Annotated in this window: 20 protein-coding genes; 12 read left to right on the top strand and 8 right to left on the bottom strand. The window is 77.2% G+C overall.

Annotation, left to right across the window (positions count from 1 at the left end; translation table 11 throughout):
* The first annotated feature begins 191 nt into the window (after positions 1-191).
* Genes ACZ3J7_RS15120 through ACZ3J7_RS15135 form a run of 4 tightly spaced genes read left to right on the top strand, consistent with a single transcriptional unit; the run spans position 192 to position 7,715 of the window.
* On the top strand, positions 192-1,304 hold the full coding sequence (locus ACZ3J7_RS15120; protein WP_465620696.1) for an ATP-binding protein: 1,113 nt from the start codon (positions 192-194) through the stop codon (positions 1,302-1,304).
* Positions 1,304-4,999, top strand: coding sequence for a DUF5682 family protein (locus ACZ3J7_RS15125; protein WP_465620698.1), 3,696 nt, complete (start codon positions 1,304-1,306; stop codon positions 4,997-4,999). Before ACZ3J7_RS15120 ends, ACZ3J7_RS15125 begins: the two co-directional genes overlap by 1 nt.
* Entirely contained in the window at positions 4,996-7,083 is a 2,088-nt protein-coding gene (locus tag ACZ3J7_RS15130) for a hypothetical protein (RefSeq protein ID WP_465620700.1), read from the top strand. Before ACZ3J7_RS15125 ends, ACZ3J7_RS15130 begins: the two co-directional genes overlap by 4 nt.
* Positions 7,084-7,118: 35 nt before the next feature.
* Positions 7,119-7,715, top strand: coding sequence for a hypothetical protein (locus ACZ3J7_RS15135; protein WP_465620702.1), 597 nt, complete (start codon positions 7,119-7,121; stop codon positions 7,713-7,715).
* Between the two features lie 23 nt (positions 7,716-7,738).
* On the opposite strand, the gene ACZ3J7_RS15140 is transcribed toward ACZ3J7_RS15135, so the two are convergent.
* Together ACZ3J7_RS15140 and ACZ3J7_RS15145 are read right to left on the bottom strand one after the other, a co-directional pair.
* On the bottom strand, positions 7,739-8,281 hold the full coding sequence (locus tag ACZ3J7_RS15140) for a hypothetical protein (RefSeq protein ID WP_465620705.1): 543 nt from the start codon (positions 8,279-8,281) through the stop codon (positions 7,739-7,741).
* 45 nt (positions 8,282-8,326) lie between these two features.
* Positions 8,327-8,899, bottom strand: coding sequence for a hypothetical protein (locus ACZ3J7_RS15145; RefSeq protein WP_465620707.1), 573 nt, complete (start codon positions 8,897-8,899; stop codon positions 8,327-8,329).
* A gap of 238 nt (positions 8,900-9,137) precedes the next feature.
* On the opposite strand from ACZ3J7_RS15145, the gene ACZ3J7_RS15150 reads away from it, so the two are divergent.
* Together ACZ3J7_RS15150 and ACZ3J7_RS15155 are read left to right on the top strand one after the other, a co-directional pair.
* Positions 9,138-9,557, top strand: a complete 420-nt coding sequence (locus tag ACZ3J7_RS15150) for a YciI family protein (protein ID WP_465620709.1) — start codon at positions 9,138-9,140, stop codon at positions 9,555-9,557.
* Positions 9,557-10,939, top strand: coding sequence for an RNA polymerase sigma factor (locus ACZ3J7_RS15155; RefSeq protein WP_465620711.1), 1,383 nt, complete (start codon positions 9,557-9,559; stop codon positions 10,937-10,939). The genes ACZ3J7_RS15150 and ACZ3J7_RS15155 overlap by 1 nt, the downstream gene beginning before the upstream one ends.
* Positions 10,940-11,036: 97 nt before the next feature.
* Here the strand turns inward: ACZ3J7_RS15155 and ACZ3J7_RS15160 are convergent, their stop codons facing one another.
* From ACZ3J7_RS15160 to ACZ3J7_RS15170, 3 genes are all read right to left on the bottom strand, one after another.
* A complete protein-coding gene (locus ACZ3J7_RS15160) occupies positions 11,037-12,749 on the bottom strand; it encodes a sensor histidine kinase (RefSeq protein ID WP_465620714.1) in 1,713 nt (570 codons plus the stop codon).
* A 180-nt stretch (positions 12,750-12,929) separates the two neighbouring features.
* Positions 12,930-13,691 (bottom strand): ATP-grasp domain-containing protein, encoded by a 762-nt coding sequence (locus ACZ3J7_RS15165; protein WP_465620715.1) that lies wholly within the window; start codon positions 13,689-13,691, stop codon positions 12,930-12,932.
* Positions 13,688-14,554 (bottom strand): ATP-grasp domain-containing protein, encoded by an 867-nt coding sequence (locus ACZ3J7_RS15170; protein WP_465621104.1) that lies wholly within the window; start codon positions 14,552-14,554, stop codon positions 13,688-13,690. Before ACZ3J7_RS15170 ends, ACZ3J7_RS15165 begins: the two co-directional genes overlap by 4 nt.
* 231 nt (positions 14,555-14,785) lie before the next feature.
* Between ACZ3J7_RS15170 and ACZ3J7_RS15175 the strand changes: the two genes are divergently transcribed.
* The 4 genes from ACZ3J7_RS15175 (at position 14,786) to ACZ3J7_RS15190 (ending at position 17,932) form a co-directional block, all read left to right on the top strand.
* The gene (locus tag ACZ3J7_RS15175; protein WP_465620717.1) at positions 14,786-15,475 is read left to right on the top strand and encodes an AAA family ATPase; all 690 of its coding nucleotides are present in this window, start codon (positions 14,786-14,788) and stop codon (positions 15,473-15,475) included.
* 52 nt (positions 15,476-15,527) lie between these two features.
* Positions 15,528-16,544: a hypothetical protein gene (locus tag ACZ3J7_RS15180; RefSeq protein ID WP_465620719.1), complete on the top strand. Its 1,017-nt coding sequence runs from the start codon at positions 15,528-15,530 to the stop codon at positions 16,542-16,544.
* A gap of 399 nt (positions 16,545-16,943) precedes the next feature.
* Positions 16,944-17,399 carry a hypothetical protein gene (locus tag ACZ3J7_RS15185; protein WP_465620721.1) on the top strand — a complete coding sequence of 152 codons (456 nt, stop codon included), beginning with the start codon at positions 16,944-16,946 and terminating at the stop codon, positions 17,397-17,399.
* Between the two features lie 197 nt (positions 17,400-17,596).
* Entirely contained in the window at positions 17,597-17,932 is a 336-nt protein-coding gene (locus ACZ3J7_RS15190; RefSeq protein ID WP_465620723.1) for a hypothetical protein, read from the top strand.
* Positions 17,933-17,939: 7 nt separating this feature from the next.
* On the opposite strand, the gene ACZ3J7_RS15195 is transcribed toward ACZ3J7_RS15190, so the two are convergent.
* The 3 genes from ACZ3J7_RS15195 to ACZ3J7_RS15205 all read right to left on the bottom strand — a co-directional run bounded on the left by ACZ3J7_RS15195 (position 17,940) and on the right by ACZ3J7_RS15205 (position 22,083).
* Positions 17,940-18,587 (bottom strand): response regulator, encoded by a 648-nt coding sequence (locus ACZ3J7_RS15195; protein ID WP_465620725.1) that lies wholly within the window; start codon positions 18,585-18,587, stop codon positions 17,940-17,942.
* A gap of 27 nt (positions 18,588-18,614) precedes the next feature.
* Positions 18,615-20,198 carry a sensor histidine kinase gene (locus ACZ3J7_RS15200; protein WP_465621105.1) on the bottom strand — a complete coding sequence of 528 codons (1,584 nt, stop codon included), beginning with the start codon at positions 20,196-20,198 and terminating at the stop codon, positions 18,615-18,617.
* Positions 20,199-20,571: 373 nt separating this feature from the next.
* Positions 20,572-22,083: an alpha/beta hydrolase family protein gene (locus tag ACZ3J7_RS15205; protein WP_465620727.1), complete on the bottom strand. Its 1,512-nt coding sequence runs from the start codon at positions 22,081-22,083 to the stop codon at positions 20,572-20,574.
* Positions 22,084-22,354: 271 nt separating this feature from the next.
* Between ACZ3J7_RS15205 and ACZ3J7_RS15210 the strand changes: the two genes are divergently transcribed.
* Entirely contained in the window at positions 22,355-23,575 is a 1,221-nt protein-coding gene (locus tag ACZ3J7_RS15210; RefSeq protein WP_465620729.1) for a sensor histidine kinase, read from the top strand.
* Positions 23,572-24,252 (top strand): response regulator, encoded by a 681-nt coding sequence (locus ACZ3J7_RS15215; protein ID WP_465620731.1) that lies wholly within the window; start codon positions 23,572-23,574, stop codon positions 24,250-24,252. The genes ACZ3J7_RS15210 and ACZ3J7_RS15215 overlap by 4 nt, the downstream gene beginning before the upstream one ends.
* Positions 24,253-24,486 lie beyond the last annotated feature (234 nt).

Raw genomic sequence — 24,486 nt, forward strand, 5'->3', positions numbered from 1 at the left:
CGGGGCGCGGGCGGGGCGTCGGCTCCGGCCGGTGGCCGACGCGCTGTCGGGGGCGGCGGGTAGCGTCGGGGCCCGGTGGACGGTCCGGCCGGGGCGGGGAGCCCGGGCGCGGGCGTCCGGCGGGGCTTGAGAGGATCGTTCCCGCCACACCGGCTGCCCTTCCGACCCCTGCCACCCCCGAGGACTGCGCGATGCCCGCTCCGACCGCCGCCGCCGACCGTTCCGTCCTGCAGCGGCCGCCCGCCGAGGTGCGGTTCGCGGCGGAGCTGGCGGCGCTGCGCGAACAGGACGCGGATCCGCGGCCGCCGGGCTGGGAGCTGAGCCTGCGGGCGGCGCGGCGGTTCGTGGTGGGGGACGAGCGGGCCGGGATCAGCCGGAAGTTCGTGGGGAACGCGGCGCTGGTGGAGCGGGCGCTGGTGACGCTGGCGACCGATCGCGGGCTGATGCTGGTGGGCGAGCCGGGGACGGCGAAGTCGCTGCTGTCGGAGCTGATCGCGGCGGCGGTCAGCGGGACGTCCACGCTGACGGTGCAGGGCGGCGCGGCGACCACCGAGGACCAGATCAAGTACGGCTGGAACTACGCGCTGCTGGTCTCGGAGGGCCCGTCGACGCGTTCGCTGGTGCCCGCGCCGATGCTGAAGGGGATGGCGCAGGGCAAGGTGGTGCGGTTCGAGGAGATCACCCGCTGCCCGCTGGAGGTGCAGGACTGCCTGCTCTCGCTGCTGTCCGAACGGGTGCTGGCGGTACCGGAGTTGGAGGGCCCGGACGGCATGGTGTTCGCCAGTGCCGGGTTCAACGTGATCGCCACCGCGAACACCCGGGACCGGGGCGTCAACGAGATGAGCGCCGCGCTCAAGCGCCGGTTCAATTTCGAGACGGTCTTCCCGATCGCCGACTTCGCCACCGAAGTCGCCCTGGTGGAGGCCGAGTCGACGGCGCTGCTGCGCCGTTCGGGCGTCGAGCCGGCCCCGGACCGGGACCTGCTGGAGGTGCTGGTGGCGACCTTCCGCGAGCTGCGCGCGCCGGACGGCGGCGCCGGCACCGGCGGGAGGGGCGGTTCCTCGGCGGTGCTGAGCACGGCCGAGGCGGTGTCGGTGGCGCACGCGGTGGGCGTGCGCGGCTGGTTCCTGCGCCAGGAGCCGGGCAGCGCCGCCGACCTGGTGACCTGCCTGGCCGGTACGGCGGCCAAGGACAGCCCGGACGACCTGGCCCGGCTGCGGCGCTTCCTGGAGCAGCAGGCCAGGCAGCGCCAGGGCGGCCGCTGGCGCGAACTGTACGACGCCCGGCACCTGTTGGCCGACTGATGGCCCGCCCCGCGCGCCGGACGGAGGCGGTCTTCCTCGGTGTCCGGCACCACTCGCCGGCCTGCGCGGCCCTGGTGGCGCGCACCGTCGCCGGGTTGCGGCCCGCGCACGTGCTGATCGAGGGCCCGGCGGACCTGAACCCGCGGCTGGACGAGCTGCTGCTCGGCCACGAGCTGCCGGTCGCGGTGTTCAGCCACTACCGGGACGAGGCGCGGACGGCGACGTCCTGGGCGCCGCTGTGCGCGTACTCGCCGGAGTGGGTGGCGCTGACCGAGGGCCGGGCGGCGGGCGCGCAGGTGCGCTTCGTCGACCTCCCGGCCTGGCACCCGGCGTTCACCGACCGGGACCGCCCGCTGGCGAACCGGTTCGCGGACGCCGAGGCCCGGTACGCGCAGGCCACCGCGCGGCTGTGCGAGGCGTTCGGCACGGACTCGCCGGACACCCTGTGGGACGGCCTGGTCGAGCTTCCGGACCCGGCCGGTCTGGCCGAACGGCTGGACGCCTACTTCGAGTTGGTGCGCGGGGACGCGGCCGCGGACGAGGGCGACGCGGCCCGCGAGGCGTACATGGCGCGCTGGGTGCGGGCCGCGCTGGCCCGCGGCGACGGGCCGGTGCTGGTGGTCACCGGCGGCTTCCACACGCCCGCGCTGCGGGCGCTGGTGGCGTCCGGCGGGTCGTCCGGCGGGTCGTCCGGCCGCTCGGAGCCCGAGCGGGAATCCGACTGGCCGGAGGTGCCGGAGCCGCCGGCGGGCGCGGTCGGCGGGAGCCACCTGGTGCCGTACTCCTTCGCGCAGTTGGACGCGTTCGGCGGCTACCAGTCCGGCATGCCCTCCCCCGGCTACTACCAACTGCTGTGGGAGCGCGGCCCGTCGGGCGCGGCGGACGGCCTGGTCGAGCGCGCGGTGCGGCGGCTGCGGGAGGCGAAGGTGCCGGTGTCGACGGCCGACCTGATCGCGGCCCGCACCCTCGCCGAGGGCCTGGCGGCGTTGCGCGGCCACCCGACCCGTTCGCGCGCCGACGTGCTGGACGGGCTGGTCTCCGGGCTGGTCGGCGAGGCGCTGGAGCAGCCGCTGCCCTGGCAGGAGCGGGGCCGTCCGGGCGCGGGCGGCGACCCGCTGGTCCGGGCGCTGGTCGCGGCCGGCACCGGCGACCGGCGCGGCCGGCTGCACCCGGACACGCCGGCGCCGCCGCTGGTGCACGACGTGGCGGCCGAACAGGCCGTCTGCGGGGTCGAGCCGGGTGCGGTGGCGACGGCCGACCTGACCGGCCCCGAGGGGCTGCGGCGCAGCCGCTTCCTGCACCGGCTGCGGGTGCTGGACGTGCCCGGGCACGTCCGGGCGAGCGGGCCGACCGGCGGCGGCGACCCGGTGTTCACCGAACGCTGGGAGCCCGCCCCGGGCGGCTGGGCGCACCGGCGCGACGCCGCGCTGATCGAGGCCGGCGCGTACGGGGCGCGGCTGCCCGAGGCGGCCGCCGTGGCCCTCGCCGGGCGGGCCCGGGCCGCCGACGCGGACCCGGCCGACCTCGCCGGGCTGCTGTTCGACGCCGTCCTGTGCGGCGTCGGCACGCTGGCCGGCGACCTGCTCGACACGCTCACCGAACGGATCGGCCGCTCCCCCGAACTCGGCGCGGTCGGCGAGGTGTTGGCCACCACCCTGGACCTGTGGCGGCACGACCGGGTGTACGGCGTGGCCGCCGACCCGCGACTGGCCGGGCTGGTCGACGCCGCCCTGCACCGCGTCCTGTGGCTCGCCGAGGGCCTGCACGGCGGCACCGGTGTCGACCGCGCCCGCCTGCGGGCCACCACCGCCGCCCGCGACGCCCTCCGCCACGCCGCCCCCGTCCTCACCGTCGCCCGCGCCGCCGCCCTCGCCACCGCCGGCCGGGTCGCCGCCGACCCCGCCGCGCCCCCCGACCTGCGCGGCGCGGCCCTCGGCCTCTGCTGGTCCCTGACCGCCGACGGAACGGCACCCCCGGCGGCGCGCGGGAGCGGCGCCGGCGCCGAGCCGCCCGCGACGGCGGGCGACGGCGGCGAAGCGCGTGCGTCCGGGCCCGTGCCCGGTCCTCGGCCCGTCGCGGTTTCGGCCGAGGCCGTCGCCCGGCAGGCGCGGGCGCTGGCGGGGCGGCCGGAGCGGCTGGGCGACTGGCTGTCGGGGGTGTTCGTGCTGGCGCGTGAGCAGCTGACCGGGCCGGCCCTGGACACGGTCGATGACACGTCACTGTTCGACTCCCTGGACGGGATCGTCACCGGTCTGCCGACCGCCGACTTCCTGTCCGGCCTGCCCGCGCTGCGCCAGGCGTTCGGCTACTTCCCGCCCCGCGAGCGCGAGCGGATCGCGGAGCGCCTGCTGGCCCGCCGAGGCCGTACCGGTTCGGCCCGCGCCCTGCTGCGGACCACCGCCGATCCGGCGCTGCTCGTCCGCGCCGCGCGCCTCGAACTGGCCGTCGCCGACCTGCTCTCCCACTACGGCCTGGCCCCGGACACCCCCGCCCAACCCGTCGACGCGCGCCCGATCCCGACCCCGTCCCAGTCCCCGTCCCAGCCCCCGTCCCCCGGCACCCACCTCCCCGACGAGGGCCTGGAGCGGTGGCGGCTGATCCTCGGCGCGGCCGCCGAGCGCTGCACCGGTGCGCTCGGCGAGCACGCGGCCGCGCAGGACGTCGCGTTGGAGTGGCTGTACGGGCGCGACCCGGAGGCGGGCCGGCGCGGGGTGCGCCGGACCGGCGGGGCGCGGCGGGGCGGCGGCGAGGCGTCCCGGGTGACGCCGGTGGACTGGCTGGAGGACGTGCACCGGCTGTTCCCGAAGGAGACCGTGGAGCGGCTGGAGCGGGACGCGGTGGAGCGCTACGGGATCGACGAGATCGTCACCGACCCGGAGGTGCTGTCCCGGGTCGAGCCGAGCCAGGCGCTGCTGCGTGCCGTGCTGCGCACCAAGCACCTGATGAACCCGGAACTCCTGCTGCTGGCCCGCCGGTTGGTGGAGGCGGTGGTGCGCGAGCTGCTGGACCGGCTGCGTCCGGAGGTGCGCCGGGCGTTCACCGGCGCGCGGGCGCCGGGCCGCAGCCGGATCCCGCTGGCCCGGGACTTCGACTTCCGTTCCACCGTGCGGGCGAACCTGGCGCACTACCAGCCGGACCGGCGGCGGCTGCTGATCGAGCGGCCGTACTTCCACACCCGGACGCGGCGCAGCCTGGAGCAGTGGCAACTGGTGCTGCTGGTCGACCAGTCGGGCTCGATGGCCGGGTCGGTGATCCACTCCGCGGTGACGGCGGCCTGCCTGTGGAACCTGCCGGGGCTGCGCACCCACCTGGTGGCGTTCGACACCTCGGTGGTGGACCTGACGGCGGACGTGACCGACCCGGTGGAGCTACTGATGCGGGTGCAGCTCGGCGGCGGCACGGACATCGCCCGGGCGGTGGACTACGGGGCCACGCTGCTGGACAACCCGAGGCGCGGCATCGTGGTGCTGGTGTCGGACTTCTACGAGGGCGGCGACCCCGGCCGACTGCTGCGCGGGGTGCGGGCGTTGGTGGAGCAGGGCACCACGGTGCTCGGGCTGGCGGCGTTGGACGAGGAGGCCGATCCGGTGTACGACCGCGAACTGACTTCCCGGCTGGCCGGGTTGGGGGCGCACGTGGGGGCGATGACACCGGGCGCGCTGGCCGCGTTCGTGGCGGAGAAGGTGGGCCGGTGAGCGCGCCCCGGGCGGACCTGCTGGCGCTGGACGCCGACACCCTGGCCGCGCTGGCCAACCGCGGCCTGGTGAAGCGGGCGGCCCGCGAACTGGAGGCGGGCACCGGCCCGTCGACGGAACTCGGCGCGGACGGCGAGGTGTCCGCGCTCTTCCCGGACGGCAGCCGGGCCGTCCTGCCGGCCGGCGTGCCGCTCGACGCGGGGACGTGCAGCTGTCCGGCGCCGGGCGTGTGCCGGCACCTGGTCGGGCTGGTCCTCGCCTACCAGGCGCGGCACGACGCTCCGGAGAGCGTCGGGGGCGCCTCCGAACGTCCTTGGTCTCCGGCCGAGTTCGACGACGCGGCGCTGCTGACGGCGTTCGGCCGGCCGGCCCTGTCGGCGGCCCGGCGGGCCTGGGAGCGGGGGGTGCGGGTGACGGTGCAGCGGATGGACGCCGACCACCCGGCGCCCTCGGTGGAGCTGCCCAGCTGCACCGTCCGCTTCCCCGTTCCGCACAGCCTGAACTTCGCGCTGAGCGGGGCGACTTCGGCCCGGCACGGCGAGCTGGTGACCCTCGCGGTGTGGGCGTTCCGGTCCGCCGACGCGGACGGCACCCCGTCCGGTGCGACCCGCACGGCCGGCGGCCCGGCCGCCCCGGTGGCCACCGCGACGGCCACGGCGGAGACCAGCACGGAGACCAGCGCGCCGACCACCCGGAAGAGCCCTCCGAAGAACCCCCCGAGGGGCACCTCGGACACCACCCCGAGGAGCGCCGCCACCCCGCCCCCGCTCGTCGCCGTCGCGGCGCTCGCCGAGGAGCTGCTGCGCACCGGCACCTCCCGGACCGGTCCGGTGCTGCTCGCCCAGCTGTCGCGCCTGGAGCGCGACCTGGCCGCCGTCTCGGCGCACTGGCCGGCCGCCGCGACGGCCGAGTTGCGGGTGCAGTTGGAGGCGTATGCGGCCCGGGACACCCGGCACGACCCGGACCGGGTGGCCGAGTTGCTGGCGGAGCTGTGCGCGCGGCACCGGGCGCCGGACCGGGCGCTGGCGCTGGGCACCGGGGAGAGCGCCGTCACCCAGCTGCGCCGGACCCGGCTGGTCGCGCTGGGCTGCCGGGTGTCCGGCCGGAGCGCGGCCGAGCGCGAGGTCGCGCTCTACTTCGCGCAGCCGGACGCCGGGATCGCCCTGGTGCTGCGCAGGGGCTGGACGCTGGCGGAGGGCCAGGACGGCACGGGGGCGGCGCTGGCGGCGCGGCGGCTGCTGGGCCACCCGGTGCGGGCGCTGGCGGGGGCGAACCTGGTCAGCGAGTCGGTGTCGCGCAGCGCCGGGCGGGCGGTGACGGTGGAGCGCGGCCGGATCGCGTCCACCAGCGTCACGCCGCTGGGCGACGCCTGGGCGTCGCTGCCCGCGCCGCTGCTGCTGCGCGACGCGGCGGCCCGGCTGCGCGCGCTGGGCGGGCGGCCGCCCCGGCTGGTGCGGCCCCGGATCGAGGCGGAGAACGCGCACGTGCTGGCCGTCGCGGAGGTCGGCCCGCTGGGCTACGACCCGGCCCGGCAGCGCCTGGAGGCGGTGGTGCGGGACGAGTCGGGGACGGCGGTGCTGGTCGCGGCCGAGCACGACGTGCTGTGTCCGGGCCGGGTCGACGCGCTGGCGGCGGCCCTGGAGTCGGGCACGGTGTCGCACGTCAGCGGCCTGCTGCGGCAGGAGGCGGGCCGTCCGGCGCTCGATCCGCTGGCGGTGCGCGGCGCGGCCGGCCTGGTCCTCCCGGACCTGGCGGCCGAGACCGACCCGCACCCGTTCGCCGCCCTGCCGCCGGCCGGCGCCGACCCGCTGACGGAGGCGTTGGCCGCCGCCCGCACCGCGCTGGCCGAACTCGCCCGCACCGGACTGGACTCGGCGCTCCCGCACCGGCTCGCCCCGCCCGCCGCCCTGCTGCGCCGCACCGGCCTGCGCAGCTCGGCCGCGCTGCTGGACGCGCTGGCCGCCGACCCGGTGCCCGCGCGCTGGGCGGACGCCGCGATCCACCTGCTGACCGCCCTCGACCTGCACCAGGAGGAGGCAACCGGACCCCGGGCCCCGGCGTCCTCCCCTCCGGCGGGCGGGTAGTACAGTCCGCCCGGTCGATCACGGGAGGGGAATCGATGACTCTGCGACGCCGCCGTCAGGTCTCCTGGCTGATGCGGGGGTTGGCCCTGCTCGCGATCCTGCTCTACCTGCCGGGCCAGTACGCGGCCCGGCCGGGCGGACTGGTGGTGGTCGAGCGCCTGCTCGACCACCCGGTGTGGATGATCGGGGCGGCGGTCGTGCTGACCGTGGCCTCGGTGGTGGTCGAGTTCGAGTTCCGCACCACGTTCTCGCAGGTCAGCTGCGCCTTCGCGCTGGTGGCGCTGGTCGCCCTCGGCGCGCCGGTCGTCTTCGCGGCGGTGGTGTTCGGCGGGGACGGCCGGCCGGTGGAGCGCAAGGTCAACCCCGACCACCCGGACCGGGCGGTGACCGTGACCGACGTCGCCTTCTCGATCGACCCGGTCTACCGCCTGGAACTGGTGGCCGGCAGCGGCTGGTCCGCCCGGCACTGGGACCTGGGCGACTGGGGGGAGCGCGAGCCGCGCGGCTACTACCGGAGCATCGAGTGGACCGGCCGGGACCGGATCACGGTGACCTCGGAGGACGAGGTCACGGTCTTCGTCCTCGACCCGGCCACCGGCCGCCCGGGCGCCCCGCAGGTCACGAAGCGCTGAACGCCCGGGACCGGGGCCCGGGTTCAGTACCGGGCGGTGGCGTCGGGGAGGTGGCAGCGGGCGGCGGAGTCGTCGGCCGCGTGGCCGGCCTCGACCCGGTAGGCGCCGCTGTCGGGGGCGTACCCGGCGAAGCTGACGGTCAGCAGGCCGGGGTGGCCGTCGACGGTGCGGGTGAAGCAGAGGCCGCCGTCCGGTTCGTCCGCGGCGGGCTCGTACCGCCAGCCGTCGGCGGCGGCCGCGGCGCGGTAGTGCTCGCGCACCCGCTCGCGCGGGCCGGCGCCGGTGTAGGCGCCGGCGGCGTACACCCAGGGGATGCCGGAGTGGTCGTCGAAGCAACCGGACTCGGTGACCGGGCCGCCCCCGCCCCCGCCGGTGGGTGCGCCCACCGGGGTGGCCCCGGCCGGCAGGCCGAGCGCGGTCACGGCGCGCTCCAGGCCGCGCACCCGGTCGCCGGTGCCCCGGCAGCTGTGCCCGGGGGCGAACTCGTCGAAGGCCCCGAACGCGCACCCGCCCGCCGCCATGACCGCGATCACCGTGACCGCCCCCCACCGCACGACCCACTTCACCGGCCCGCTCCCTTCCTTACGTCCGTCCGTCCGTCCTCGGAACGCTCACCGCCCGGCCGCCCCGGGCGCGGCGGACCCGCTCCGTCGGGCGGGCGGTGCGCACCGGGTCTCGGGGTCGTACGCGCTGTGGCTGACGGTCACCTGGTAGACGTCGGGGCCGGGGGCGTGTTCGGGCGCGAAGTGCACCACCAGCAGGGTGGGGTGGCCCTCGACCTCGCGGGAGAAGCAGAGGCTGCCGTCGGGGCGGTCGGCCCGGTCCTCGTCGAGCCGCCAGCCGTCGGCCCCGGCGGCGGCGCGGTAGAAGTCCGCGACCTCGGCGCGCGGACCGGGGTGGCGGTAGAGCCGGGCGGCGTGCACCCAGGGGGTGTCGAGGGAGTCGCCGCCCACGCAGGCGGTGTCGACCGGCCGGGCGGCCCGGCCGGAGCCGGGCTCCCAGTCCACCGGCGCCGTCCCGGGCGGCGCGGCCCGGCCGATCGCGAGGCCCTCCAGGACGGGCAGCCGGTCCCGACTCCCGGCGCAGGTCCCCTTGACCTCGAACTCCTCCCCCAGCAGGGGGTTGCACCCGGACGCGGCCAGCACCGCGAGTGCGGCGAGCGTCGGACCCGCGAGCCGTCCCACCACTGGGCACCCCCTCGTCAACTGGAATGATCATCATCCCGGAAGCCCGCAGCCTACCGAAACCCCGGACCGGAGCCGCACCCGGAAGAAATCCGGAAACTCCCGCCCTCCCCTGTCGATCCGCGCCCGCGCCGTTCGACCTTGGGATAGAGAAGGGTCGGAACCCCATCCCGACCCACCACGCACTCACCACCAACCACTCACCACCAACCACTCACCACGGACGAGGAGTACGGCGATGGCCAAGTACATGCTGATCATGCGGGCGACCGACGAGACCCTGGAGAAGATGATGCAGACGCCCTTCGAGGAGATGCTGGAGACGGTGGGCCGGTTCAACGAGGAGCTGATCCGGGCGGGCGTGCTGATCGCCGCCGAGGGCCTGGACGACGCCTCCCAGGGCGTGGTGGTCGACTTCGCCGGCGAGGAGCCGGTGGTCACGGACGGCCCGTACGGCGAGACGAAGGAGCTGTTCGGCGGGTTCTACCTGATCGACGTCGCCTCGAAGGAGGAGGCCGTCGAGTGGGCCAAGCGGCTCCCGGCGCTGCCCGGTTCGAAGTGCGAGGTCCGCCGGGTGCCGGGGATCGACGAGTTCCCACAGGACAACGAGTGGGTCGCGCTGGAGCGCGCCTGGCGCGAGCGGACCGGCCAGCTCTGATGCCTGCGACCGACGATCCGCAGGACGCTCCGCCGGACCAGGACCCCCCGCGGGGCGGCGGCCCGGACGGCGAGCCGGGCGGCGGCCCGGGCGCCGGGGCGGTCAGCGAGCCGGCCCGGCGGGCCGTCGCGGCGGTCTGGCGGATCGAGTCCGCCCGGATCGTCGGGGCGCTGGCCCGCTACACCGGCGACTTCGCGCTGGCCGAGGACGTCGCGCAGGAGGCACTGGCCGAGGCGCTGGTCTCCTGGTCGCGCGACGGCGCGCCCGCGAACCCGGTGGGCTGGCTGCTGGCGACCGCGCGGCGGCGGGCGATCGACGCCTTCCGCCGCCGCGCGGCGCTGGACCAGCGCTACGCCCTGCTGGCCGGGCGGCTGGCCGAGGGCGGGGCCGTCACGGGCGCGGCGGCGCCGGAGGCGGACCGGCCGGACGCGCTGCCCTGGGACCCGGACCGGATCGACGACGACGTGCTGGCGCTGGTGTTCACCGCCTGCCACCCGGTGCTCGCCCCGGAGGCCCGGGTCGCGCTCACCCTGCGGGTGGTGGCGGGCCTGTCCAGCGAGGAGATCGCCCGCGCCTTCCTGGTGCCGGTGCCGACCGTGCAGGCCCGGATCACCCGGGCGAAGAAGACCATCGCGGCCGCCCGCGTCCCGTTCGAGCTGCCGCCCGCCGAGGAGCGCCGGGCCCGGCTGGGCGCGGTGCTGAGCGTGCTGTACGTGGTGTTCACGGAGGGCGCGACGGCGACGGCGGGCGCGGACCTGCTGCGCCCCGACCTCGCCTACGAGGCCGTCCGGCTGGCCCGGACGCTGGCCGCGCTGCTGCCCGGCGAGCCCGAACCGCACGGCCTGCTGGCCCTGTTCGAGCTGACGGCGGCCCGTTTCCCGGCCCGCACCGGGCCGGACGGCGAGGCGGTGCTGCTGGAGGACCAGGACCGCACCCGGTGGGACCGCGCCGCGATCCGCCGGGGCCTGGCCGCCCTCGGCCGGGCCGGTTCGGCCGGCCGGGGCCTCGGGCCGTACGGGCTGCAGGCGGCGATCGCGGCCTGCCACGCGGGGGCGCCGTCGGTCGCGGAGACCGACTGGGAGCGGATCGTGCTGCTGTACGAGGCGCTCGGCCGGGTCGCGCCGTCCCCCGTGGTGGAGCTGAACCGGGCGGTCGCGGTCGCGATGGCGAGCGGCCCGGCCGAGGGGCTGGCCGTCGTGGACGAGCTGCTCGCCGCGGGCCGGCTGCCGGGCTCCCACCTGCTGCCGGGCGTCCGCGGCGAGCTGCTGTCCCGCCTGGGCCGGACCGTCGAGGCCCGCGCCGAGCTCGAACTGGCCGCCCGCCTGTGCCGCAACGCCCCGGAGCGGGCCGTCCTGCTCCGCAAGGCGGCCGCGCTGGAGTGACGGGGCGTCCGGGCCGGGGAGGGCGAGCGGCCGTCCGTCGGGGGCCCGGGGTGGCGCCGCCGCGGCGGCAGGACCGGCGCGGGCGGGGCGTCCGACCTCAGTGGACCAGCGGGGCGGTCCAGTTGAGGAGGGTGCCGCCGGTGGGCGGGGCGGTGACGGTGAGGGCGCCGCCGAGGGTGCGGGCGCGCTCCTCCAGGTTGCGCAGGCCGCTGCGGCGGCCCTGGGCGGGGATGCCGACGCCGTCGTCCTGGACGGTGAGGGCGACCTGGCCGCCGGCCGCCTGCAGGGTGACCTCGACCCGGCCGGCCCGGGCGTGCCGGGCGGCGTTGCTGAGCGCCTCGCCGAGGACGGCCACCAGGTGGTCGGCGACGGCGGGCGGCACGTCGGTGTCGAGCAGTCCCTCCATGCTGAGCCGGGGCGCGAAGCCGAGGGTGGCCTGGGCCTCCTCGACCACGTGCACGGCTCGGGCCCGCAGGCCCTGCCCGGCGCCGGCCTCGCGGACCCGCAGGCCGAAGATCGTCGAGCGGATGATCTTGATGGTCTCGTCCAGGTCGCCGACCGCCCGCAGCACCCGGTCGGACGCCCCGGGGTGGTCGATGAACCGGGACGCGCTCTGCAGCGTCATGCCGGTCGCGAACAGCCGCTGGATGGCCAGGTCGTGCAGGTCGCGGGCGATCCGGTCGCGGTCCTCCAGGACGGCCAACTGCTCGGCGTCGCGCCGCCGTTCGGCCAGCTCCAGGGCGAGCGCGGCCTGGTCGGCGAAGCCCAGCAGCGGGTCGATCTCGCGCTCGGTGAACTCGGGCTCGCCGCTGCCGCGCACCAGCAGCAGCACCCCCTCGGTGTGGCCCTCGGCCCGCCCGAGCGGCACCGCGACGGCCGGGCCCATGCCCTCGAAGCGCGGCACGCAGCCCGGGTAGCGCGGGTCCTGCGCCAGGTCGGGCGAGGTCACCGGGAAGCCGGTCTCGCACGCCGCGCCGGAGATCGTGCCCTCCAGCTCGACGCCCACCCCGACCCGCCCGTTGACGTCCCCGCCGAGCGCCAACTCGACCCGCAGGCCGCTGCCGTCGGGCAGCGCGGTCAGCACGTCGGCGAGCTTCGCGCCGGAGATGTCGCAGGCCCGCTGGGCGATCAGCTCCACCACCTGGGTGCGCGAACTCCCTGACAGCAGACGGCGGTTGATCTCGGCGGTGGCGGTCAGCCAGCGCTGCCGGCGCTGCGCCTCCTCGTACAGCCGGGCGTTGTCGATGGCGACCCCGGCGGCCACCGCGAGGGTGGCGATCACCGACTCGTCGTCGTCGTCGAAGCCGGCCGCGCCGCGCTTGTCGGTCAGGTAGATGTTGCCGAACACCTCGTCGCGGACCCGGACCGGCAGGCCCAGGAAGGTGCGCATCTCGGGGTGGTGGGCGGGGCAGCCGGTGGACGCCGGGTGCTGCTTGAGGTCCGCCAGGCGCAACGGCTGCGGGTGCCGGATGAGTTCGCCGAGCAGGCCCTTCCCGGTGGGGTAGGGGCCGATCAGGGCGATCTCCTCCTCGGTCAGGCCGACGGTGATGAACTGCGAGAGGGTGTCGCCGTCCGGGCCGATGATGCCGAGCGCCGCGTACTGGGCGTCGGCGAGGACGGCCGCGGCCTCCACGATCCGGCGCAGCACCTGGGTCAGCTCCAGCTCCCGGCCGACCGACAGGACGGCCTCCAGCAGGCTGTGCACCCGGTCGCGGGTGCCCCGGGCCACGTCGATCCGGGCCTGCAGCTCGGCCAACAGCTCGTCCAGCCGAAGCTGTGGGAGCCGCGACCGCGGTTCCTCCTCGCGCACCGCGCTCCTCCTCGTCCGGGTCTCCGCCGCCGATTCTCGCAGACGTCCGGGGCCGGGTGGACCCACGGGGTGCGGATGCGGTAGGCCGGAACCGGCAGGTCATGACGGGCGGACAGCGGGCCGCGGGCTGGCCCGGCGGCAGCCCGGTGGGGGCCCGGCGCGGCGGCGGTCCGGCCCCGCTCAGCGGCGGGCGGTGCGCAGCACGAGCGCGGCGAGCGCCTCGGGTGCGCCCGGCTGGTGGCGGACGCCGGGGAAGGCGTTGACGTCGACGGCGACCGGTCCGTCCGGGCCGGGCAGCAGGTCGACGCCGTACACCTGGAGGCCGAAGGCGGGCCCGGCGGCGAGGGCGACGGCGCGCTCCCGCTCGTCGGGCCGCCAGGGGCGGCGCGCGGGGGCGCCGTCGGCGAGTTCGGAGCGGCGCTGCTCGGCGAAGACCCGGCCGCCGACCACCCACACCTTGCGGTCCCAGCCGTCGCCGTCGACCGGCCGCTGGGTGAGCACCGGCTCGCCCGGCCGGAGTGCGGCGAGCGCGCGCCACTGCGCGGCGGTGTCGGCCCGGGCCACCAGGTCGTCCTTGCGGCTGTGCAGGCTCTTCACCACCACCGGCCCGTCCCAGCCGAGTTCGCCGAGGACGCCGCGCCCGAGGGTGGGTGCGAAGGGCAGTCCGGCGGCGAGCGCGGTGCGTTCCATCCAGTCGCGGTCCTGGCAGCGCCCGGTCGCCTCCGGGGAGTTGAGCACGGCCGCGCCCGACTGCCGGTAGGCGGCGGCGCGTTGCAGCGCCTCCGGGCCGCGGGCCTTGAGCAGCACCACGTCGGCCGGTTCGCCGTCCGGGACGAACAGGTGCCCGTCCGCCTCCAGCAGGGCGCGCGCGCCGGCGAGCAGCGGGTGGTCCGGCTCGCGGGCGACCAGCGCGACCCGTACGGCGGCGCGCGCCCCGGTCACCGGCCGGCCCGGGCGTCGCTGAGCAGGTGGCCCGCGGCGGGCGTCGGCCAGGAGGAGCCGGTGCGGGCGAGGCGGACCACCGCGTCGGCCACCCGCTCGACGGCGCGCGGGACCTGGCGGAAGCTCGGGAAGTCGTTGATGTCGACGACCACCGGGCCGTCTGGGCCGATCAGCACGTCCAGCCCGTACAGGTCGAGGCCGAACACCTCGCCGACCTGCGCGGCCAGCGCGGCGACCTCGCGCGGGACCGGCACCGGCCGCTCCACCGCCGGGTGGTGCGGGTGCAGCGGCGAGGTGCGCAGGGTGGCGTGGAACTCGCCGCCCGCGCAGTACACCTTCAGGTCGCAGCCGTCGTTGGGCACGTACGGCTGCGCGATCAGCAGCCCGCCGTCCACCGGGGCGGCCAACTCGGCGAGCTGCTCCGGGCGTCGGACCAGGTGCACGGCGCGGCCCGAGGAGCCGTCGGCGGGCTTGACCACCAGCGGGTAGCGGCGCGCGGCGATCGCGGCGAACGCGGCCGGGTCGGCGGCGGCCCAGGTCCGCGGCATCGGCAGGCCGTGCAGCGCGGCGACCACGGCGGCCTGCGCCTTGTCCCGCACCGGACGGATCGCCCGGGCGTCGTTGACGGTGGTCAGGCCGGCCGCCGCGGCGGACTCCAGCAGGCCCAGGCCCGGGCCGCCGGAGACGGTCTTCAGCACCCACGCGTCGTGCTTGCCCGCGCGCACCAGCTTGGCGAGGTCGAGCAGGTCGGCGCCCGGCCGCAGCACGTCCACCCGGTGGCCGACGGCCCGCAGGTGGTCGACCACCGCCAGCGGCATGCCGTCGTTGCGGTAGTGCTCCTCCACCAGGAAGCAGAACCTCATGTGGCCCACGTGCCCCCACCCCATTCCGACTGTCCCCTCCGCCCCCGCCGGACTCCCCCGGGGCGGATCGCATCCGACCACCCTGCCATGGATCATCCGCCGGATTTCACCCAGGGTGTCCAGGAACGGATACAGCCGCGTCACAGGTGGGTTGCCGCCCGTCTGGAACCGCTCGCCCCGGGCATGACGTTCTCATGACGCCCCCTTGGCACACTCTTTGAGGAGGACCGTGTGCACCCGCAGCTGCGACCGCACGCCCGGCACGACCTGACCGACCGTCCCGCCCCGGCCCGGCTGGCCTACCCGGTGGACGACGTGCTGGTGGTCTCCGGCCTGCCCGGCAGCGGCAAGAGCACCCTGATCCGGCGCTGCGCCCGCGTCCGGGTGATCGACTCCCAGCACACCCGGGCCGCCTTCGCCCGCGCCCTGCCCGGCGTCCCGTACGCGCTCTACCGGCCGCTGGTCCGGGCCGCCCACTACCTGGGGCTGCGCGCGGCGGTGCGGGCCGGCGGGCCGCTGGTCGTGCACGACTGCGGCACCCTCCCGTGGGTCCGCCGGGCGCTGGCCCGCGCCGCCGCCCGGCAGGGCCGCCGCCTGCACCTGCTGCTGCTCGACGCCAGCCCCGCCGAGGCCGTCGACGGCCAGCGCCGCCGGGGCCGCCGGGTCTCCCGGTACGCCTTCGCCCGCCACCGCCGCGCCTGGGCCGCCCTGCGCGCCCTGGCCACCGCGGACGGCCCGCTGCCGCCCGACCTGGCGTCCGCCGTCCTACTCCCGCGCGAAGCCGCGGCCCGCCTCGCCGCGATCGACTTCGCGCCCGTCCCACCGGTCCCCGCGGTGCCGGTCCCCGCAGTGCCGGCCCCCGCGGTGCCGGTCCCCGTTCCCCGGCGGGCAGCCGCGGCGCCGGTTGCGGCGAACGGCTGAGCCACCCCGCGCGTCGCCCGCGCTCGCCCGCGCCCGTGGCTACTCTCCGGCCATGGCCACCCCCGCGCACCACCCGCCCCGCCGCGACCCGCTCGCGCCGGCCCCGGCGCAGCCGGACGCCCTGACCCAGCCGCACGCCCCGGCGCAGCCGGACGCCCCGACCCGGGACCGGGCCGGGACCCGGCCGCAGGCCGAACCGCCGCCGGACGGGGGGCCGCGGGGCCCGGAGGTGCGGCGGGTGGCGGACCGGCTGTCGGCGCGGTTCCGGGTGCCGGTCGAGCCGCAGTACGAGCCGTCCGGGGGGCGGTGGACGCTGCGCTGGTACGACGGGCCGACGGTGGAGGCGGTGCGGTGCGCGCTGGGACGGCTGCTCCCGGACGGGACGGCGGCGGCGCGCTTCGCGGTGCGGCGGGACCTGACGACCCGGGCGCTGGTGCTGGCGGCGATCCGGGAGACCCGGGCGGGGGCGATGCACCGGGCGGTGGGGAGTTGGGGGCAGCGCTACCACCTGGAGCAGTTGCTGGCCGGGCGGGAGGACCCGGACCGGCCGGACGGGCCGCGGGAGGCGGCGATGCTGGAGCGGCTGCTGGCGGCGGCGACGGCCGAGTCGGTGCGGGGCCTGGCGGCGCCGGACCTGTCCCGGGCGTTCGACCTGGTGGCGCGGGACGGGGTGGCCTGGCTGCTGCCCGACCACCGCCTGGCCGGGCCGAACGACCGGGACGGGCTGGCACTGAGTCCGCTGGAGTACCTGACGTCCCGTTACGCCACCGGGGTGCACCGCACCGCGTGGGAGACCGCGCTGGCCGTGCTGCCGCTGCGGACGGCGGTGGCCGCCGCGCACGGGGACCCGCGGCCGGAGCCGGACGCCGCCCGGGCGGCCCTCGCACTGCTGCCCGCACTGCGCGCCCAGCTCTCGGCGGAACTCGACGCGATCGGCGACCGCCTGGCCGCCGCCGTCACCCCCGCCGACCCGGCCGGCCCCGTCACCCCCGCCGACCCGGCCGACCGCGCGGTCCCCGAGGTCCCCGAGGTTCCCGGGGTCCCCGGGGTCCCCGCCACCGACTGGTGATCCGGGGCGTGGATTCGCCGCGAGTCGGGTGCGAGTGGTCCTGACCGCCTGGCGGCGGGCGGCACCGCTTCGGCGAATTCGGGGTGCCGCTCGATGACGGCGGGGCGGTGGTGCGCGAGTCCCCCGGAAACGGGACCCCACGGCCCTTTCCGTCGACCGCGGACCGGTCCGGATTCCCGCCGTCCGGGCGACGCTCCCGCCGTGTTCCGAACCGTCCGGGTACGGCCAAACCCCTTGTCGCCAGCATGAGTTGACTACCAGTGGGACAGGAGTGGCGCGATCCCGGCGGCCGGGTGCGCCGGGCCGGGAATTCACCCCTCCCCCTTTTTCCCGAAGGCGTTTCACGGCGCCGCCGGGGGAGATAGCGTGCTGTCGTCCGACGGCACCTTGGGGGGTGGAATGGGCAGCAGGAGTCTGGGCGCGTCGATTCACGCGAGGCACGCGCACGTCCTCGACATCACCATGACCGGCACGAAGCGCACGACGAGGATGATGACCTACCCGATCCCGGTGGAGCGGCCGCCCCGGGGGGCGGTGCGTGCGGTCCTCGTCTGCGAGAACTGTGACCGGAGGGTTCCGTACCGGATCCTGGGCACCCGGCCCACTCGGGTGCGGCGGGCGCTGTGGCTGCTGTTGGCCCTGGCCGGGGCGGCCGCCATCTACTTCTGCGTGTTCCGGGTGGGCCAGACGCTGGAGGCGCTCGGCGGCTCGACCGCCGCGGTGGTCGTCGACCTCGTCTGCGCGGCGGCCGGACTCTACGCGCTGGTCGGGGGCGTCTCCCGGTGGTGGCGGGAGGACGGGGTCACGATCACGAAGTCGAAGGCCGGGGACCGCGAACACCGGGTGCACCGCTGACGCCCGGACCGTCCACCGTCCCTCCGGGCAACGTGTCGAGCCCCATTCTGCCTGTTCAGGACCGCTTCCGGTAGGACCGAGCGCACATCCGTCCTCCCTTGTCCGTCCCGCCCCGCGGGCCGCAGACTCGTCCGCATTCCCCCTTGGACGAGAGCGATGGGAGTCGTGTGTCCTCACGCGTGGAGAAGTCGGACCATGTGGACCCCGAACTGGCTTTGCGGGCACGGGTGTTGCTGGCGGGCAGCGAACCGCCGACGCCGTGGCAGGCGTACCGGGCGCACGGGCTGCCGGCCCGGGTGAACCCGGCGGCGCACCTGCCGAGACTGGCGCTGGCGGCGATCGGACTGACCGGCCACTACCCGGTGTTGCTCCGCCCCGACCTGCAACGGAAGCTGCTGGACGAGGCGTTGGCGGTCGCGGCGGCGATCGCGCCGGACGACCCGTTCCGGCCGGAGGCGCTGCGGCGGATCCGCGAGGCGTACGGGAAGCGGGCCGACGCGCTCGGCATCCCGCTTCCCGCAGAGTGGAGTTGACGGACCGTCAGAGTTCCGCGTCGCGGGCCAGCAGGGCGGCCTGGACGCGGTTCTCGCAGCCCAGTTTGGCGAGGATCCGACTGACGTAGGTCTTCACGGTGGCCTCGCTCATCCGCAGCCGGGTGCCGGTGTCGGCGTTGGAGAGCCCTTCGCCGAGGAGTTCGACCACGGCGCGTTCGCGCGCGGTGAGCACGGCCAGCCGTCGTCTGGCCTGTTCGCCGCGCGCGGCGGCGGGGCCTTCGGCGAGGGTGTCGACGATGTGCCGGGTGGCGGCCGGGGAGAGGAAGGCGTGCCCGGTGGCGGCGGCCCGAACGGCCTGGATGAGTTCGCCGGGGGCGGTGTCCTTGAGCAGGAACCCGGCGCCGCCGGAGGTGATCGCGCGCAGGACGTTCTCGCGTTCGCCGAAGGTGGTGAGCACGATGGCCCGGGTGCCGGGGGCGGCCCGGGGCAGTTCGGCGAGCGCGCTCAACCCGTCCATGACCGGCATCCGGATGTCCAGCAGCAGGACGTCGGCGGCGAGTTCGCGGGCCAGCCGGAGCGCCTGGGCACCGTCGGGGGCCTCGCCGACCACCTCGACGTCCTCGGCGGAGGTGAGGATCATCCGGATGCCGGCCCTGATCAGCGGCTCGTCGTCGGCCACCAGCACTCGGATCACCGCACGCACCCTTCGTTCCCGGTCCGGTCACACCTTGCCATGGAAGTGCTGCTTCTCCACCAGCAGGCCGTCCTTGAAGCAGAACCGCAGCACGTCCTGGCTGCTGTCCGAGTAGGTCTGGCGGTCGCTGGCGAACCAGCGGCAGTGCGCGCCCTCGGGGACCGGCGGGCCGAGCTTGCGAAAGTCGCCGGTGAGGAAGTCGCTGCCGACGGGGAGGCGTTCGTTGACGGACTGCTCGCTCTGGCCGACCTCGATCGAGTCGTAGAGCTTCAGCGGGACGGTGGCGTCGCGCAGCGAGCCGACGAACATGATGGCGCCGACCACGGCGACGGCGGCGACCGCCCCCAGCACGCCCAGCGCGCCGAGCGCGCAGCCGACGGCGGGGCTGCGGCGGCGCTTCTCCGGTTCGGCGGTGGCGTCGGCGAGCAGGGCGAGTTCCTCGTCCTCGGGGACGGCGGCGCGGGCGCCCTCGGAGGTGTACGGCAGCACGCCGGCCAGCCGGAAGCCGCCGTCCGGGAGCGGGCCGCTGTGCACCATGCCGCCGAGCAGCCGGGCCCGTTCGCGCAGGCCGGTCAGGCCCTGGCCGCCGGAGACCGCGGCCGCGCCGTCCCCGCCGGGGCCGTTGGCGACCTCCACCACCAGCGCGTCGGGCTCGTAGCGGACGGTCAGCGTGATCTCCGCGCCCCGGGCGTGCTTGTGCGCGTTGGTGAGGCCTTCCTGGGCGATCCGGTACGCGGCGTGGCCGGTGGCGGCGGCGAGCGGGCGGGGGGTGCCCTGGTGGCGCAGCGCGATCGGGGTGCCGGCCGCGCCGGAGGCCTCGGCGAGGCGGTCGATCGCGTCGACGCCGCCGGGGGCGGTGGCGGTGTCCTCGCGGAGCAGGCCGACCACCTCGCGCAGTTCGCGCATCGCGCCGGTGGCGGCCTGGCGCAGCACGGCGACGGCTTCGCGCTGCTGCCCGCCGAGGGTGCGGTCGACCTCCAGGGCACCGGTGTGCACGGCGATCAGGGCGAGTTGGTGGCCGAGGCTGTCGTGCATGTCCTGGGCGATCCGGTGGCGTTCGCGCAGCCGGGCCTGGCGGGCGATCATGACGCGTTCGCGGAGCAGTTGCGCGTTGCGTTCGCGCAGGCTGTCGAGCAGGGCGACGCGCTGGGACCGGTAGCGTCCGATGACGGCGGGCAGCACGCCGATCAGCAGGTAGCCGGCGATGCACAGGCCGAGCAGGACGGTCAACGGCAGGTGGTCGCGGTGCCGGTTCTGCAGGAAGCCGACGCCGAACAGGGCCAGGAAGCCGAGCGCCAGCACGGCGGGGACCCGCCAGGGCCGGTTCAGCCGGCGGCCGGCCGAGTACCCGGCGGTGACCAGCAGCGGCAGGAACCCGAGCGGGCCGCCCATCCCGGCCGCCGCCAGCACCAGCACCGGCCCGGGCAGCCCGCGCCGCAGCGCGTACAGCACCGCGCTGAGCCCGACCACCAGCGCGGACGGCCACCCGCCGTTGTCCGCGGCCTGCAGCAGCCCGGCGAGCCCGCACACCAGCAGGCCGCCCAGCACCTCCCGCACGGCCGTCCGCCACCGCCAGGGCCCCGGGAACGCCCGGCCGATCCACGTCCGCATCCTCACGCCCCGACCCTAGCTACCTCCCCTGCCGCCCCGATGCCGCCGAAAGTCGACGCCGCGCACCGACCTTCGTCGCCGGGAGGGCTCGGACGGGCGGGGCGGACGGTGCGGGACCGGCCGGTGGCGGCGGCCAGCAGGGCGACCTGTTCGGCGACGGTGAGGGCTTCGCCACCGGTGAGGGTGTGGTGGGCGCCCCGGCGGCCGGTTCGTTCAGGTCGCCGACGGCGCGTTCGACCCGGGCGGGCAGATCGGCGGCCCGGACGTCCCGCGCGCGGACCAGTTCGCGGCCGACGGTCCCCGTCGCTCCACGGCCGCACCCCGGGCGAGACCGACCGCCGCCTGCTGGAGGGGCGGGTCGCCGCCGAGCTGCTCACCCCGCGGTGACGTCCGGGGCGTCCGGAGCGTCCGGGCGGTGGACGGTGAGGTCGCCGTAGCGGGCCAGGGCGGTGGAGGGGTCCTCGGGGGCCGGGCGCAGGACGGCGTCCAGGAAGGCGAGGGTGGCGCCGGCGGTCAGCCGGGGGCTCGCGGTGCGGCCCAGGGTGCCGACGACGGTGGGCACCGGCGGCAGGTAGAGCGGGGCGTCGGTGAAGCTGAAGTGGGCGGCGCCGGGGACGGTGACCCGGTAGCCGGGCGCGGTGTCGGCGGCCAGCGCCTCGGTGAGGCGGGGCAGGTAGCGCGGGTCGGTGCCCGGGCCGGGCTCCTGGGTGAGTGCGAGCACCGGGCGGTGCAGGAGGGGGTCGGCCGGGCCGTGCGGGAAGCCGTCCAGGTCGACGACGGCGGCGAACCGGGCGTCCTGCCGGGCGGCCTGGAGCGCGGCGGCGCCGCCCATCGAGTGTCCGGCGACGGCGGCCCGGCCGGTGTCGATCCGTCCGGCCAGCGGGTCGGGGCCGGCGTCCAGCGCGGTCAGTTCGGTGAGGGCGAACCGCAGGTCGGCGGCGCGGACGGCGGTCCACTCGGCGGCGAGCCGCTCGTCCGCGTCACGGTCGCCGCTGGAGGTGGTCGCGGTGCGGACGGTCCGGCCGTCGTCGAGCAGCACGGCGGCGCTGTCGTACGGGTGGTCCAGGCCCGCCACCAGGTAGCCGTGGGAGGCCAACTCCTCGGCCCAGGCGGTGTTCTGGGTGCGCGCTCCGCCCGATCCCGGCGAGAACAGCACCAGCGGGAACCGGCCGCCCCCGTCGGCCGGCGCGGCGTCCGGGACGGCCCGGCTCCGGGCGTCCGCCGCGTCGTCGAGCAGGAACCCGGGCAGCCCGACCCCGCCCGCCAGCGCGTCGGCCACCGCGCGGGCCTCCGCCGCCGTCCGCCCGAGGTAGCGGGCCCGCGTCGCGCCCTCGGGCGACTTCCGTGCCGGGTACCAGAGTTGGACGACGACGGTGCGCCGGTCGGCCGGGTCGGCGGTGAAGGTCTCCGGGCGCTCCGGGTCGGTCCACTGCACCACCCGGGTGCCGACCGCGAACGGACCCGACGGCGCCGGGAACGCCGGCGCGACGAACGCCCAGGCCGCCACCGGCCCGGCCGCCACCAGCCCCGCGCAGGCCGCCGTCCCGGGCAGCGCCAGCCACCAGCGGGCCCGCCACCCCGGGCGGCCCGGGCGGCGCCGGGAGCGCAGCGGCGGCGCGAGGACGAACGGCAGCGCGAGCGCGCCGCCCGCCAGCACCGGCAGCAGCTGCCAGCGCACCCCGAGCACGCCCAGCAGCGCCGCCGTCGCGACGAACGCCCCCGCCGCCGCGACGGCGGCCCTCGGGCGGGCGGCGGGCGGCAGCCAGCGCACCGCGAGCAGCGCGCCGGCGGCGAGGACGGCCAGGTACTCCGGGAGGGACATCGACGGTCCCGTGAGGATCTCGGTCACGTCGCCATCCTCGGAGCGGCACCCCGTCCGGCACATCGGCCGCCGGTCGCCACCGCGCTGCCACCCCGGTCGCACCCCGCCCCGCCCGCCGGGCGCCCGCGTTGCGACCCCGGACGGTACCCGGCCTCCTCCTGCGGTCGTACCCGCGCCCTCCCCCGTCCCCCGCCGGGACCATGCGCGCCGCCGCGCGGCCGGGCTAGCGTGAACGGCACCGCACCCGCCGACCGCACCCACCTACCCACTTGCACCCACCCACTGCACCCGCCGACCGACCGCACCGACCGACCCACCGGAACAGGACCGCGCGATGACCGAAGCCGCCGCCGGAGCGGGCCCCGCCCCGTTCCCGGGTGCCGTCCCGCGCCGTCTGCCGCCCGCCGTGCGGGAGTGGCTGCCGCCGCTGTTCCTGCCGCCGCTGCTGCTGCACGCGGCGGCCACCCGCCCGGCGGCGGGGCTGCCGCTCGCGGCGGCGCTCACCGTCGCGCTGGTGCTACCGCTGGCGTGGCGGCGGCGGGCGCCGAGGGCGGTGTTCGGGGCGGTGGCGGGGGCGGCACTGGTGCAGTGGCTGGCGGGCGTCCAACTCCCGGCGGACGCGGCCCTGTTGGTGGCGCTGTACGCGGTGGCGGCGCGGACCGGGCGGCGGACGACGCTGCTGGCCGGGGCCGTCGCGGTGGCGGGAGCGCTGCTGGCCTGCCTGCGCTGGGCGGGCCCGGGCGCGTTCCCGGCGACGTTCGTCGCGCTGACCGCGGCGCTGGTGACGGCCGCCGCGCTGGGCACCGGCGCCCGCACCGGCCGCGCCCACCTGGCGGTGCTGGCGGAGCGGGCCGCGCACCTGGAGCAGCGCCAGGAGCAGCGGGCCCGGCTGGCCGTCGCCGAGGAGCGGGCCCGGATCGCCCGGGAGGTGCACGACATCGTCACCCACAACCTGTCGGTGATGGTCGCGCTGGCCGACGCCGCCGTGCACGCCCGGGAGCACGCGCCGGACCGGGCCGCCACCGCGATGCTCGGCGTCTCCGAGACCGGGCGGCAGGCGCTGGCCGACATGCGGCGCTCGCTCGGCCTGCTGCGCGCCGACGCCCCGGACCCGGACGAGGAGTTCCGGCCGCTGCCCGGCGTCGCGGAACTCGCGGACCTGGCCGAGCGGATGCGGGCCGCCGGGCTGCCGACCCGGGTGGACGTCCGGGGGGAGCCCGGCCGGCTGCCCGCGACCGCCCAGTTGACCGTCTACCGGCTGGTGCAGGAGGCCCTGACCAACACCTTCAAGCACGCCCCGGCGGGCACCCGGGCCGAGGTCCGGATCGTCTGCTCGGCCCGGGCCGTCACGGTCGACGTGACCGACGACAACCCTGCCGCGGCCGGGGCCCGCACCCGCGCCGGAGCCACGGGCGGGGCCGGCCACGGCCTGCCCGGCATGCGCGAACGCGCCGCCGCCTACGGCGGCACGCTGCGGGCCGGGCCGCTCCCGGGCGGCGGCTGGGGCGTGCACGCCCGGCTCCGGCTGGACGGCGCGGCGGCGGTGTCCGGATGACGGCCGTCCGGGTCCTGGTCGCCGACGACGAGGCGCTGCTGCGGCTGGCCTTCGACACCATCCTGGGCGCCCAGCCCGACATCGTGCCGGTCGGCGGGGCCGCGGACGGCGCCGAGGCGGTCCGGCTGGCCCGGGAGCTGCGTCCCGACGTGGTCCTGATGGACGTCCGGATGCCCGGGACGGACGGGATCGAGGCGACCCGGCGGATCGTCCGGGAGGTCCCCGGCACCAAGGTGCTCATCCTGACCACCTTCGACCTGGACGAGTACGCGTTCGCCGGCCTGGCCGCCGGGGCCTCCGGCTTCCTGCTGAAGAACACCCGGCCCGAGCAGCTGCTCGCCGCGATCCGCGACGTCGCCGCGGGCGACGCCGTCCTCTCCCCCCGGATCACCCGCCGCCTGCTGGAGGACTTCCGCCCGCGCCTCCCGGCCCCCGCCACCCCCGACCAGCGCGCCCGCCGGACCCTGCTGGCCCGCCTCAGCCCCCGCGAGCGCGAGGTCCTCGTCCAGGTCGGCCGCGGCCGCTCCAACGCCGAGATCGCCGCCGCCCTCCACCTCGCCGAGGCGACCGTGAAGTCCCACCTGGGCCGCATCCTGCCGAAGCTCGGACTGCGCGACCGGGTCCAGGCCGTCGTCCTCGCCCACGAGAGCGGCCTGGTCCCCCCGGAAGGAACGTGACGCTCCATCACTTCCGCTGCCGCGTGGGAGCGGTGGGAGTGGCCACCCGGTGAAACCCCCGCCCCCAGCGGATTCTCCGGTATTCGATGACCATTCGATGACTCTTCGACGAGCCGTCCGCACGGGCACCTTCCGTCGGCGAACCATCGCCGGGACCCCTCCCAACTGGTCTTCAGACGGCTTGTCACCTTTGTCGTTCCTTTGTCGCTTATGACATTGCGGATCATGGCAAAC

Source organism: Kitasatospora sp. NPDC015121 (genome assembly GCF_055562955.1).

Excerpts from the sequence above, each read along its gene's own strand:
- ACZ3J7_RS15120 (WP_465620696.1), top strand. The coding sequence starts at position 192 with ATGCCCGCTCCGACCGCCGCCGCCGACCGTTCCGTCCTGCAGCGGCCG.
- ACZ3J7_RS15125 (WP_465620698.1), top strand. The coding sequence starts at position 1,304 with ATGGCCCGCCCCGCGCGCCGGACGGAGGCGGTCTTCCTCGGTGTCCGG.
- ACZ3J7_RS15135 (WP_465620702.1), top strand. The coding sequence starts at position 7,119 with ATGACTCTGCGACGCCGCCGTCAGGTCTCCTGGCTGATGCGGGGGTTG.
- ACZ3J7_RS15150 (WP_465620709.1), top strand. The coding sequence starts at position 9,138 with ATGGCCAAGTACATGCTGATCATGCGGGCGACCGACGAGACCCTGGAG.
- ACZ3J7_RS15155 (WP_465620711.1), top strand. The coding sequence starts at position 9,557 with ATGCCTGCGACCGACGATCCGCAGGACGCTCCGCCGGACCAGGACCCC.
- ACZ3J7_RS15170 (WP_465621104.1), bottom strand. The coding sequence starts at position 14,554 with ATGAGGTTCTGCTTCCTGGTGGAGGAGCACTACCGCAACGACGGCATG.
- ACZ3J7_RS15180 (WP_465620719.1), top strand. The coding sequence starts at position 15,528 with ATGGCCACCCCCGCGCACCACCCGCCCCGCCGCGACCCGCTCGCGCCG.
- ACZ3J7_RS15185 (WP_465620721.1), top strand. The coding sequence starts at position 16,944 with ATGGGCAGCAGGAGTCTGGGCGCGTCGATTCACGCGAGGCACGCGCAC.
- ACZ3J7_RS15200 (WP_465621105.1), bottom strand. The coding sequence starts at position 20,198 with ATGCGGACGTGGATCGGCCGGGCGTTCCCGGGGCCCTGGCGGTGGCGG.
- ACZ3J7_RS15205 (WP_465620727.1), bottom strand. The coding sequence starts at position 22,083 with ATGTGCCGGACGGGGTGCCGCTCCGAGGATGGCGACGTGACCGAGATC.
- ACZ3J7_RS15210 (WP_465620729.1), top strand. The coding sequence starts at position 22,355 with ATGACCGAAGCCGCCGCCGGAGCGGGCCCCGCCCCGTTCCCGGGTGCC.
- ACZ3J7_RS15215 (WP_465620731.1), top strand. The coding sequence starts at position 23,572 with ATGACGGCCGTCCGGGTCCTGGTCGCCGACGACGAGGCGCTGCTGCGG.